This window comes from Modestobacter italicus (assembly GCF_000306785.1).
GTDB classification, from domain to species: Bacteria; Actinomycetota; Actinomycetes; order Mycobacteriales; family Geodermatophilaceae; genus Modestobacter; species Modestobacter italicus.
Genome location: NC_017955.1, coordinates 818,842 through 831,263, shown reverse-complemented (window position 1 = coordinate 831,263; position 12,422 = coordinate 818,842). Strand labels below are relative to the sequence as shown.

Annotated in this window: 8 protein-coding genes; 5 read left to right on the top strand and 3 right to left on the bottom strand. The window is 75.9% G+C overall.

The window, feature by feature from the left end; genetic code table 11:
• Nucleotides 1–72: 72 nt before the first annotated feature.
• Together MODMU_RS04000 and MODMU_RS03995 are read right to left on the bottom strand one after the other, a co-directional pair.
• Nucleotides 73–288 carry a hypothetical protein gene (locus MODMU_RS04000; protein ID WP_014738890.1) on the bottom strand — a complete coding sequence of 72 codons (216 nt, stop codon included), beginning with the start codon at nt 286–288 and terminating at the stop codon, nt 73–75.
• Nucleotides 289–402: 114 nt separating this feature from the next.
• A complete protein-coding gene (locus MODMU_RS03995; protein WP_014738889.1) occupies nt 403–921 on the bottom strand; it encodes a hypothetical protein in 519 nt (172 codons plus the stop codon).
• 167 nt (nt 922–1,088) lie between these two features.
• Between MODMU_RS03995 and MODMU_RS03990 the strand changes: the two genes are divergently transcribed.
• The 5 genes from MODMU_RS03990 to MODMU_RS03970 all read left to right on the top strand — a co-directional run bounded on the left by MODMU_RS03990 (nt 1,089) and on the right by MODMU_RS03970 (nt 9,310).
• Entirely contained in the window at nt 1,089–3,344 is a 2,256-nt protein-coding gene (locus MODMU_RS03990; protein ID WP_014738888.1) for a helicase C-terminal domain-containing protein, read from the top strand.
• 155 nt (nt 3,345–3,499) lie between these two features.
• The gene (locus tag MODMU_RS03985; protein ID WP_014738887.1) at nt 3,500–4,780 is read left to right on the top strand and encodes an SAM-dependent methyltransferase; all 1,281 of its coding nucleotides are present in this window, start codon (nt 3,500–3,502) and stop codon (nt 4,778–4,780) included.
• Nucleotides 4,781–4,973: 193 nt separating this feature from the next.
• Nucleotides 4,974–6,659 (top strand): DNA repair helicase XPB, encoded by a 1,686-nt coding sequence (locus MODMU_RS03980; RefSeq protein ID WP_014738886.1) that lies wholly within the window; start codon nt 4,974–4,976, stop codon nt 6,657–6,659.
• 331 nt (nt 6,660–6,990) lie between these two features.
• Nucleotides 6,991–8,769 carry a DEAD/DEAH box helicase gene (locus MODMU_RS29940; protein WP_014738885.1) on the top strand — a complete coding sequence of 593 codons (1,779 nt, stop codon included), beginning with the start codon at nt 6,991–6,993 and terminating at the stop codon, nt 8,767–8,769.
• Between the two features lie 226 nt (nt 8,770–8,995).
• The gene (locus tag MODMU_RS03970; RefSeq protein ID WP_014738884.1) at nt 8,996–9,310 is read left to right on the top strand and encodes a PspC domain-containing protein; all 315 of its coding nucleotides are present in this window, start codon (nt 8,996–8,998) and stop codon (nt 9,308–9,310) included.
• Between the two features lie 82 nt (nt 9,311–9,392).
• Here MODMU_RS03970 and MODMU_RS29935 read toward each other — a convergent pair whose 3' ends face one another.
• Nucleotides 9,393–12,389 (bottom strand): helix-turn-helix transcriptional regulator, encoded by a 2,997-nt coding sequence (locus MODMU_RS29935; RefSeq protein WP_041795894.1) that lies wholly within the window; start codon nt 12,387–12,389, stop codon nt 9,393–9,395.
• Between the last annotated feature and the right edge of the window lie 33 nt (nt 12,390–12,422).

The following is a 12,422-nucleotide window of genomic DNA, read 5'->3' as shown; positions in this document are numbered from 1 at the left end:
CGTCTCCTCTTGTCGGCCCCCCTGCAGGGGCCCGCTGCGAGCTTGCGAGCTGCGGGGGGCAGGGGGGTCCTCCTACTCGCCCGCCATCAGGCCGGCCCGGTTGGGGCGGTCGGTCGGGTGCGCGTAGCGCAGCCGCTCCGGCGGGAGCGGGAAGGCGTGGTCCTCGCCGAAGGGCGAGAGGCCGCCGGCCATCTCGCTCATCAGCTCGGTGACCGGTGGGCCGTCGCCCTCCGAGACCCCCCAGGTCGGTTCGACCAGGTGGGCGTGCTTCTCCTTGCGCTTGGACATCGGGCCTCCGTCAGCGGTGCGGTCCGGGTCAGCTCCCCGGGTGCCTCGGTGCCATCTTCCCGTGTCGGGCGGGTGAGATGCACGTCGCGCTCCCCGCCGTGTCGCCCGGCCGGGTCAACGCCGGCGGGCGACCCGCGCCCCGTAGACGGTGCCCGCACCGTCGGCGGTGAGCAGCCACTCCTTCGGGGAGACCTCCGCGTAGCGGATGTCGGCGCCGTTGAGCTGCTGCACCGCCCGGGTCCGCCACACCGCGGTGGACATCAGCTGCAGCCGCAGCGGCTCGTCGACGAACTCGTCGAAGCCGAGGGGCTCGACCTGCACCACCGCCGGGCCGGCGATCCGCAGGACGCCGATGCGCCACTCGGTGCGGGCCAGCGCGACGGTCCACCGGCGCGCCCGGACCAGCGACCCCAGGCCGATGCAGGCGACGGCGGCACCACCGACGACCAGCGCCACCACCATCAGCCCGGCGAACGGCGGCCGCGCGCCGCCGTTCTCCACGATCCGGACGACGGCCGCGCCCAGCAGCACCCCGAGGACGACGGCCACCAGCCCTCCGCCGAACCAGCGCAGCGCGCCGGCGCGCAGCGCGTCGACGGCGGTGCGGGTCTGCGGGTCGTCGAGCGCGGGCACCCGGCGATGCTCCCAGAACCGGACGACGAGGTCGCCCGCCCGCGCCGCCGGGGTGGGTCCGGGACGGTCGTGCTCTGCTGCCTGGACGGCAGCAGAGCACGACTGCCGCCAGGTGCCCTCCCGGCCGGCGGAGCAGGACCGACGGGCCGCGACGTAACGTGGACCGGATGTCTCCGGACCAGCCCGCCACGCTCGCCGCCTGGCTGCGCACCCGCACCGACGAGCAGCTGGGCGCCCTGCTGGTGTCCCGGCCCGACGTCGCGCGCCCCGCCCCGTCCGACGTCGTGGGCCTCGCGACCCGCCTCGCCGTCCCGGTCTCGGTCGACCGGGCGCTCGACGAGCTGGACGCGGCGACCCTGCAGGTGCTCGACGCGGTGCTGCTCTCCCCCACCGACGGCGTGCCCCGCACCGAACTCCCCGGTCTGCTGCCCGACGTGCCCACCGAGGTCGTCGACGCGGCCGTGGAGACGCTGGCCACCCGCGCGCTGCTGTGGGGCGACGAGGAGCTGCACGCCCCCGAGCCGGTGCGCCGCGCGGTCCGCTACCCGGCCGGGCTGGGCCGGCGGGCGGTCGACCTGCGGGTGCAGCTCCCCCGTGACCTGCCCGCCGTGCTCGCCGACCTGGCCCCCGACGAGCGCACCGTGCTCGACCGGTTGGCCGGCGACCGCCCGGTCGGCCACCTGCCCGACAGCACCGCCGGCTCGCTGAGCCCCGCGCGGCGGCTCCTGCAGGCCGGGCTGCTGGCCCGCATCGACGCGATCAACGTCGAGCTGCCGCGGGAGATCGGCCTGGTCCTGCGCGGCGACCGGCCGCTGGGCCCGCCCCGGCTCCGCCCCGAGCCCGAGCCGAGCCGGCGCGACCCGGCCGTCGTCGACCGGCAGGCCGCCGGTGCGGCGCTGGAGGTCCTCAGCCGGGTCGTCGACGTCCTCACCGCCCTGGAGGAGGAGCCGGCGGGCCTGCTGCGCGGCGGCGGTCTCGGGGTGCGGGACCAGAAGCGGCTGGCCAAGGAGATGCGCATCGGCGAGGCCGACGTCGCCTTCCTGGTCGAGGTCGCGCACGCCGCCGGGCTGCTGGACGTCGGCGGGGCGCACCGCGACGAGTGGCTGCCCACCCGCAGCTACGACGCCTGGCGCGAGCAGGACCTGGCCGACCGGTGGGCGACGCTGGCCTGGGGCTGGCTCACCAGCGTGCGACTGATCTCGCTGGTCGGTCAGCGCGACGTCGCCGGCAAGGCGGTCAACGTGCTCTCCCCCGACGTCGTCCGGCAGACCGCGCCGGTGCTGCGGCGGTCGGCGCTGTCGGTGCTCGCCGAGTTCCCCGCCGGCACCGGCCTGGCCGCCCCCGAGCTGGTGTCGCTGCTGCGCTGGCGCACCCCGCGGCGGGCCGACCGGCTGGCGCCGGTGCCCGACCTGCTGGCCGAGGCCGAGCGGCTGGGCATCGCCATCGGCGGGGTGCTCAGCAGCGGCGGGCGCGGCCTGCTCACCGGCGGGGAGGACGACGCCGCCGACGGGATGCGCGGCCTGCTGCCCGAGCCGGTCGACCACGTGCTCGCCCAGCCCGACCTGTCGCTGATCGCCCCCGGGCCGCTGGTCGCGGACCTGGCGGGCACCCTCGGCGTGGTCGCGGACGTCGAGTCCTCCGGCGGCGCCACGGTCTACCGGGTCTCCGACGGCAGCATCCGGCGGGCCCTGGACGCCGGCTGGTCGGCCACCGACCTGCACGACTTCTTCGCCCGGTCCTCCCGCACCCCGGTGCCGCAGGCGCTGGAGTACCTGATCGACGACGTCGCCCGCCAGCACGGCCGGCTCCGGGTGGGCGCCATCGAGTGCTACGTCCGCTCCGACGACCACGGGCTGGTCTCCCAGGTGCTCAGCGACCGCCGCACCGCCAACGCCGAGCTGCGCCGGCTGGCCCCGGGCGTGCTGGTCAGCGGGCTGCCGCCGGAGGAGGTGCTGTCGGTGCTGCGCGCCGCCGGGTACGCCCCGGCCGGGGAGTCCGCCGGTGGCGCGGTGCTCACCCGGCCGCAGGCGCCGCCGCGGGCCGCCGGACGTCGTCCCGGGGCGGGTGCCGGGCCGGTCGGGCCGCGTCCGCTGGCACCGGGCGACGTCGCCGCGACGGTCCGGGAGATCCGCGCCGGGGACGCCGCGCTGGCCGCCCGGCGCAGCGAGCCGGTGCGCCAGGTGCCGGGGGTGACCACGGCCAGCACGCTGGAGCTGCTCAGCCGGGCGGTCCGGGAGAACCTGCCGATCTGGCTGGGCTACGTCGACGCCCAGGGCAGCGGCAGCCAGCGCGTCGTCCAGCCGGTGTCGCTGGCCGGCGGCTTCCTGCAGGGCTTCGACGAGGGCCGCGGCGAGAGCCGCACCTTCGCCGTCCACCGGATCACGTCGGTGGCGCTGGTCGAGGCCGAGGACGCGACCGGATGACCTGCCGGGTCGCGGGTTGTTCCGCTTTCCCGCTCCTTCCGGGATGATCAAGCGCCCGTCCGGTGTTGCGCGGGGAAGTTGGGACGCGCAACCAGTGTCTGGGCAGAGGGTCCCGGGTCGTCCGCTGGTTGCGGCCAGGGCGAGGAGCGTGGGGCATGACGAAGAAGCGGACGGTCGCCGACCGGCTGGCCGAGGCACTGGGCGCGGTGCTGGGCACGACGGAGCTCCCGGTGCGGCTGCGCGGGTGGGACGGGTCGATCACCGGCCCGGCCGGCGCGCCGGTCGTGGCGGTGCACTCGCGCCGGGCGCTGCGGCGGATGCTGTGGTCCCCGGGGCAGCTGGGCATCGGCCGGGCCTACGTCGCCGGTGAGATCGACATGGAGGACGACGTCTTCGCGACGTTCAGCGCGCTGCGCACCGACAGCCGGCTGGCGCAGGAGAAGCCGCCGTCGAACTGGTCCTGGCGCGATCGGCTGACCCTGCTGGGCACCGCCCTCCGACTGGGCGCCATCGGCCCGGAGCCCGAGCCGCCGGCCGAGGAGGCCCGTCCGGCCAGCGGGAACCGGCACACCCGCGTCCGGGACGCTGCCGCCATCGCCCACCACTACGACGTCGGCAACGACTTCTACGAGCTCGTGCTCGGCCCGTCGATGGTCTACTCCTGCGCGGTCTGGGCCTCCCCCGAGACCGGGCTGGACGCCGCCCAGGAGGCCAAGCTCGACCTGGTCTGCCGCAAGCTCGGGCTGGCCCCCGGGTCGCGGCTGCTGGACGTCGGCTGCGGCTGGGGCAGCATGGCCATCCACGCCGCGCAGCGCTACGGCGCCACGGTCGTGGGCGTGACGCTGTCCGAGGAGCAGGCCCGGATGGCCCGCAAACGGGTGGCCGAGGCCGGTCTGACCGACAAGATCGACATCCGCGTGCAGGACTACCGCGCGGTGGACGACGAGCCCTTCGACGCGATCAGCTCGATCGGGATGGCCGAGCACGTGGGGCGTGCGCAGATGCCCGAGTACGTGGCCCAGCTGGACCGGCTGCTCCGGCCGGGCGGGCGGCTGCTCAACCACGCGATCTCCTGGAACGCCGGCGTCTCGACCTGGCGACCGGACTCCTTCATCGCCCGCTACGTCTTCCCGGACGGCGAGCTGCTGAACCTGGGCGAGACGGTGAGCCTGCTGGAGTCCCGGGACCTGGAGGTCCTCGACGTCGAAGCACTGCGCCAGCACTATGCGCTGACGCTGCGGGCCTGGGTGCAGCACCTGGAGCAGAACTGGGACGCCGCCGTGGCCGCCTCCAGCGAGGGCCGGGCGCGGGTGTGGCGGCTGTACATGGCCGCCAGCGCGCTGACCTTCGAGGCCGGCGACATGGGCGTGAACCAGGTGCTGCTGCAGAAGACCGGCGGCGAGCAGCCCCCGCTGCGCCGCACCGCCTGGCTCTGATCGCGGCGACCTGAGCCACCGCTCCTGATGGGGAGCCGTGCCACGGCGCGGCTCCCCATCAGGTCCACCGGCTTCGCCGGGCGAGGCGACCGGTCGCACACCGTCGTCCGGAAGGGAGGGTCGTCCTGCGGCGTTAACCTGGGCAGTCCGGCGCGTGTCTGCGCCTGAGCCACCGAACAGAGGATGCGCACGCGTGAGTGACGGCCCCCTGATCGTCCAGTCCGACAAGACGTTGCTGCTCGAGGTCGACCACCCGCAGTCCAAGGAGTGCCGGGCGGCGATCGCCCCGTTCGCCGAGCTGGAGCGCTCCCCCGAGCACGTGCACACCTACCGGGTCACCCCGCTGGCGCTGTGGAACGCGCGGGCCGCGGGCCACGACGCCGAGCAGGTCGTCGACGCGCTGGTGCGGTACTCGCGCTACCCCGTGCCGCACGCCCTGCTGGTCGACATCGCCGACACGATGGACCGCTACGGCCGCCTCACCCTGGCCAACAACCCGGTGCACGGGCTCACGCTGACCAGCACCGACCGCGCCGTGCTGGAGGAGGTCGTCCGCAGCAAGCGGGTGGCCCCGATGCTCGGTGCCCGGATCGACGCCGACTCGGTCGCCGTCCACCCCTCCGAGCGCGGCCGGCTCAAGCAGGCGCTGCTGAAGATCGGCTGGCCCGCCGAGGACCTCGCCGGCTACGTCGACGGCCAGGCGCACCCGATCTCGCTCGCCCAGGACGACTGGCACCTGCGGGACTACCAGCAGGAGGCCGTCGACGGGTTCTGGGCCGGCGGCTCGGGCGTCGTGGTGCTGCCCTGCGGGGCCGGCAAGACGCTGGTCGGCGCCGCGGCGATGGCCGAGGCCAAGGCGACCACGCTGATCCTGGTCACCAACACCGTCTCCGGCCGGCAGTGGAAGCGCGAGCTCATCGCCCGCACCTCGCTCACCGAGGAGGAGATCGGCGAGTACTCCGGCGAGCGCAAGGAGATCCGCCCGGTCACCATCGCCACCTACCAGGTGATCACCACCCGCCGGAAGGGCGAGTACCGGCACCTGGACCTCTTCGACGCCCAAGACTGGGGCCTCATCGTCTACGACGAGGTCCACCTGCTCCCGGCGCCGATCTTCCGGCTCACCGCCGACCTGCAGTCCCGCCGTCGCCTTGGGCTGACCGCGACGCTGGTCCGCGAGGACGGGCGCGAGGACGACGTCTTCTCCCTCATCGGGCCCAAGCGGTACGACGCCCCCTGGCGGGACATCGAGGCGCAGGGCTACATCGCGCCGGCCGAGTGCATCGAGGTGCGGGTCAGCCTGGACGACGAGGAGCGGATGACCTACGCCGTCGCCGAGCCCGAGGAGCGCTACCGGATCGCGGCCACCGCGCAGTCGAAGCTGCCGGTGATCCGCCGGGTGCTCGAGCGGCACCCCGACGAGCAGAAGCTGGTCATCGGCGCCTACCTCGACCAGCTCGACGAGCTCGGGACGGCGCTGGACGCCCCGGTGATCCAGGGGTCGACGACCAACACGGAGCGCGAGCGGCTGTTCCAGGCGTTCCGGGTCGGCGAGATCAAGACCCTGGTCGTGTCCAAGGTCGCGAACTTCTCCATCGACCTGCCCGAGGCCGCGGTCGCGGTGCAGGTGTCGGGCACGTTCGGCTCCCGGCAGGAGGAGGCCCAGCGGCTCGGCCGGGTGCTGCGCCCCAAGGCCGACGGCCGGCAGGCGCACTTCTACACCGTCGTCTCCCGCGACACCCTGGACAGCGAGTACGCCGCGCACCGGCAGCGCTTCCTCGCCGAGCAGGGCTACGCCTACACGATCGTCGACGCCGCCGACCTGGCCGGCCCGGGCGAGGTCAACGGCCCCGACTGGGTCGACGAGCCCGCCGACTGACCCCACGGCGTCCACCAAAGGCGCGCCTTCGGTGGTCGTGCGCCGAAAGCGCGCCTTCGGTGGCTGGAGCGGCGGCTCTCCGGCGGGACCCGGACGAGGGTCCCGCCGGAGCCCCGGGGCTCCGGCGGGACGGTTGGGGACGGCGGGACCGGCGGGGCGTGACGGGTCGGTCCGGCACGGGCATGACCTGTGCCACACCCGGCCCGACCGTCGTGGCATCGCCGCAGGTCAGAGCGGGTGCGCCGGCCTCCTATACGTCGTCGCGGAGGAGGCGCGCGGGAGGCCCCCGGTTGGGCGTGTTGCCTCCCCGCCGACCAAGATGGACCGCGACATGGGGACTGCAGCACGAGCGGAGACACTGGGCCCGCAGACGACCAGCCGACCGCTCCGAGCGTGGCAGCAGGCCGCACTGGCCAGCTACGAGGAGACCTCGCCGAAGGACTTCCTGGTCACCGCGACCCCCGGCGCCGGCAAGACGACGTTCGCGCTGACCCTGGCCGCGCGGCTGCTCACCCGGCGCGAGGTGGCCCGGGTGGTCGTGGTCTGCCCGACCGACCACCTGCGGCTGCAGTGGGCCGACGCGGCCGACCGGATGGGCATCGTGCTCGACCCCGGGCTGACCAACGCCGTCGGGCCGGTCCGGGCCGGCACCCAGGGCTACGTCACCACCTACGCCCAGGTCGCCGGCAAGCCGATGCTGCACGCCGCCCGGGCGACCGCGGTCAAGACGCTGGTGATCCTCGACGAGGTGCACCACGCCGGCGACGGGCTGTCCTGGGGTGAGGCGACCGAGGAGGCGTTCGGTCGCGCCGCGCGCCGGCTGTCGCTGACCGGGACACCGTTCCGCACCAAGGCCGACGAGCGCATCCCGTTCGTCCGGTACGTGGAGGACGGGTTCGAGGGCCAGGGCGGGCTGATGAGCGTCGCCGACTTCACCTACGGCTACAAGGAGGCGCTGGCGGACAACGTCGTCCGGCCGGTGGTCTTCGCCGCGTACACCGGCACCTCGCGGTGGCGGAACTCGGCCGGCGAGGTGGTCGCCGCGTCGCTGTCGGAGGCCGGCACCCGCTCGGTGGAGATGCAGGCCTGGCGCACCGCGCTGGACCCCAAGGGCCAGTGGGTGCCGCACGTCATCGCCGCGATGGACGACCGGATCACCCACCTGCGCGAGACCGGCATGCCGGACGCCGCCGGGCTGGTGCTGGCCAGCGACCAGGACGACGCCCGGGAGTACGCCAAGATCGTCCGCCGGGTCACCGGGAAGGCGCCGGAGCTGATCCTCTCCGACGACCCGAAGGCGTCGAAGAAGATCGAGAAGTTCAACCTCGGCGGCGCCCGGATCGCGGTCTGCGTGCGGATGGTCTCCGAGGGCGTCGACGTGCCGCGGGCCGCTGTCCTGGCCTGGATGACCTCCTACCGGACGCCGCTGTTCTTCGCCCAGGCCGTCGGCCGCGTCGTGCGAGCCCGCGGACCGCACGAGTCGGCGACGGTGTTCCTGCCCGCCGTCCGGCCGCTGCTGTCGCTGGCCGCCGCGATGGAGGAGCAGCGCAACCACGTCATCCCGCCGCCGAAGTCCCAGCCGGACGAGGACCTCGAGGAGCTGGACCTGCCGCCGCGGGAGCCCCGCGAGGGCGAGATGAAGCAGTGGGAGGCGCTGGAGGCCGACGCCCGGTTCGCGCACGTGCTGCACAGCGGGACGGCGCACACCGGCGAGGGCAGCTCGGCCGGCGCGCCGCTGGAGGCCGAGGACGAGGACTTCCTGGGCATCCCCGGGCTGCTCACCGCCGCGCAGACCGCGGAGCTGCTGTCCAAGCGGGACGACGAGCTGCGGCTCCGGATCGCCGCGTCGCACCGCCGCGGGGACGACGAGGACGGCTTCATGGTCGTCGAGGACCACCCGGAGGAGGAGCTGCCCGGCCGCGGCTGGCGGGACGTCGCCGAGCTGCGCCGGGAGATCAACCGGCTGGTGAACCGGATCGCGGCGAAGACCTCGCAGCCGCAGGCCGTGGTGCACACCCAGCTCCGCCAGTCGGTGCCCGGCCCGCCGTCGGCCTCGGCGTCGGTCGAGGTCCTGCGCGCCCGCCGGGAGCGTCTCCGCACGATGTTGTGAGCCCCGCCCGCGCCGACTGAGCAGTTCCGGTCGCCCGCGGCGGCGTGTCCGCCCGTGTCGGCGACCGCAACTGCCCACTCGCCGGACCGTCAGCGTCAGCGACGGGCCGAGCACGGACGGGTGACAGCCGATGCGCACATCGGGGGTTCCCCTGAGTCGCGGGATCCGGGACGGGTCCGGGCGTTCACCGATGTGCCGGACGCCTCGCACCGCGCAGGCTCGTGTCATGACATCGACCCCGCTCCCCGGCCCGGACTCCACCGCTCGCCCGCCGCTGTTCCGCAGCCGCACCGAGATGATGCTCGGCGGCGTCAGCGGCGGCCTGGCCGAGCACACCGGCGTCGACGCGCTCCTGTGGCGGGTCGGCTTCGCCGTCCTCACCCTCACCGGTGGGCTGGGCATCCCGATCTACCTGGCGCTGTGGGTGCTCATGCCGCCGGCGCCCGCCGGCCCGGCGGACCGCACCAACCTGCTCGACCAGTGGGTCGAGCGGCTGCGCGGCCGGCTCAGCAGCGACCGCACGGCCCCGACCGCCGGCTGACGGTCCCAGCGAGGTCCAGCGCACGCGTCCCGTCGGCGTTGCACCTGCAACGCACAGGGGGAGGCCGCCCGCGTACGTGAGGTCAGGACAGCAGGCCGCGGGCGGCGGCCAGGGCGACCGCCTCGGTGCGGCCGGAGGCGCCGAACTTCGCCAGGATGTTGCTCACGTGCACGCTGGCCGTCTTCTCGCTGATGAACAGCTCCGCACCGATCTGCCGGTTGGTCCGCCCCTGCGCCATCAGCGCGAGCACCTCGACCTCCCGCGGGGTCAGCACCGCGGAGACCTCCGCCGGCCGGGGCAGCCCGGGCAGCTCCAGCCGCCCACGCCGGGCCAGCGCCTCGACGGCCGTGCGCAGCGGCGCCGCCCCCAGCCGCACCGCCACCTCGTGCGCCGCGGTCAGCTCGACGGCGGCCCCCGGCCGGTCGTCGGCCGCCAGCAGCGCCTCGGCCAGCCGGAAGCGGGACCGCGCCTGCTCGTAGACGTGCCCGTAGCCGAACAGCTCGACCACCTGCCGCCAGGCCTCCGGCGACGCGCTCCCGCGCAGCCGGCCCAGCTCGGCCTCCAGCCGCGCGCACCACGCCTGCGCCTCGACCCCGAGCTCGCCGACCGCCGCGTCGTGCGCCCGCGCCGCCGCCCGGGCCAGCTCCGCCAGCGCCTCCCCCTCGGCCACCCAGCCGGCCAGCGCCTCGCGGTCGCCGTTCGCCCGGGCGGTGGCGGCCGCGTCGGCGACCGCGCCCACCGCCGAAGCCGCCAACCGCACCGTCGCCGGCCGGTCCTCCCCCCACAGCGCGTGCAGCCGCTCGTCGGCCCAGCGCGCCCGGTCGGCGGCCGTCCGGGCGTCCCCGGCCGCCGCCGCCAGCTCGATCTCGGCCGAGACGGTGGCCAGCATGAGCAGCACGTGCGAGTCCCAGCGGGTGGCGAGGCCCTGCGCCCAGGCCAGCCGCTCGCGGACGGCCGGGTCACCCCGGCCGACCAGCACCAGCAGCCCGTCGGCGCGCACGTGCGCCGCCATGTCCGGCACCCGGGCGAGCTCGTCGGCCGCGGCCAGGCTGCCGTCCCAGTCACCCGTCGCGTAGCGGGCGACGACCTCCAGGTGGCGGAGCTCGGCGCCGTAGAACGACCACTCCACGCCCAGCGCCCGGGCGCGGTCGAGGCCCGCGCCCGCCTGCGCCAGCGTCTCCTCCAGCTCCCCGGCCTCGTGGGCCACGATCGCCAGGCTGAACCACACCCGGGTCTCCACGTCGGCGTCCCCGGACCGCTCGGCGCGCAGCCGGGCCTCGTGCAGCCGGGCGCGCACGGTCGGCAGGTCACCGGCGCCCTGCACCCGGGCCAGCGAGATCGCGGTGTCGGCCCAGGCACCGTCCAGGCCCAGCGCGTCGGCGGCGGCGAGCGCCTCGTCGGCTGCGGCGTCGCCCTCGGCGATCCGGCCCAGCGCGTACAGCGTGCGGGCGTGGGTGGCCACCGCCCAGGTGCGCGCCACCGACGGCGGCTGCGCCGGCACCAGCTGCAGCGCCAGCTCGCCCTCGCGCAGCGCGTCGGCGGTCTCCTCGATCCGGGTCAGCCCCCGGGCCAGGGTGTAGTGCACCCGCGCCCGCGCCTCCGGGTCGCCGTCCGGGCCGAGCAGCTGCTGCGCCGAGCGCAGCATCGCCACCGCCCGGTGCAGCTCCCCGCCAGCCCGGGCCGCGGCGGCGGTGTCCAGCAGCAGCTCCCACTGCTCCCGGCCGGCGCGCTCGGCGGCGTCGGGCACGGCGGCCCACAGTGCGAGCGCGGCCTCCAGGTGCTGCAGCTGCTCGGCCGGCGCACCGACCCGCCGGGCGGCGTCGGCCGCCTCCAGCGACGCGCTCAGCGCACCGGGCAGGTCGTTGCTCTCCCGCGCGTGGTGCGCCCGCTCCGCGGCGGTGCCGGCACCCGGGTGCGCGCTCAGGTGCGCGGCGACCTCGGCGTGCAGCCGCACCCGCTCCCCGGGGAGCAGGTCGGCGAGCACCGCCTCGCGCAGCAGCGCGTGCCGGAAGCGGTAGCGGCCGGCGTCGGAGACGACCAGCAGGTGGTGGTGCACGGCCTCGCCCAGCGCCCGCTCGGTCTCCTCCGGCGACTGCGGGGAGACCGCCGACACCAGCTCGTGGCGCACCTGCCGGCCGGCCACCGCGGCCACCCGCAGCACCTGCTGGGCCGCCGGGCTGAGCTGCTCCACCCGGGCCAGCAGGACGTCGGTGAGCCCCATCGGCAGCGCCTCGCCGGCCAGCCCGGCCGCCAGCAGCTCCTCGGCGTAGAACGCGTTGCCCTCGGCCCGGGCCACGACGTCCTCCACCGTGCCCTCGGCGAGCCCGCCGGAGTCGGCGGCCAGCCCGCGGACGAGGGTGTCGACGTCGGCGTCGGGCAACGGCTCCAGGGTCAGCCGCTCGACCCCGGGCAGCCGGACGAGCTCGGCCAGCAGCGGCCGGAGCGGGTGCCGCCGGTGCAGGTCGTCGGCGCGGTAGGTGACGACGACGGTGATGGGCTCGTCGACCAGCCGGGCCAGCAACCGGGCGAGCAGGTAGCGCAGCAGGTCCCGGCTGGACCTGTCCGCCCAGTGCAGGTCCTCCAGCACGACCAGCAGCGGACGGTCCGCGGCGACCTGGGTGAGCAGCGCGGCGACCGCCTCGAACAGCTGCAGCCGGCCGTCCTCGGCCGGCGGCCGGAGCGCGCCGCGGCCCAGCGGGCTGCCGCGGTCGGGGTCGTCCTCCGGTGGGCCGGGCACCGGTGCGCCCGGCCGGCCGGTGAGCAGTCCGGCCAGCACCGGGTGGTCGGCCAGCACCGCGCTCAGCTCGGGGTCGGCCGCGACCGGGCGCAGCAGGTCGACGAACGGGAGGTAGGGCAGGCCGACGTCCCCGAGGTCGACGCAGTGCCCGGTGAGCACCCGCACGCCCCGCTCGGCCGACCGGCGGGCCAGCTCGTCGAGCAGGCGGGTCTTGCCCACGCCGGCGTCACCGGCGACCAGCACGGCCGAGGGGCGCCCCTCGACCGCCCGGTCGACGTGCGCCAGCAGCCGGGCCAGCTCGTCGGCACGGCCCACCAGCGGACCCTCGTCCCAGCGCGGCATGCCCTCGATCGTGGCAGAAGCCTGCGACAGGTC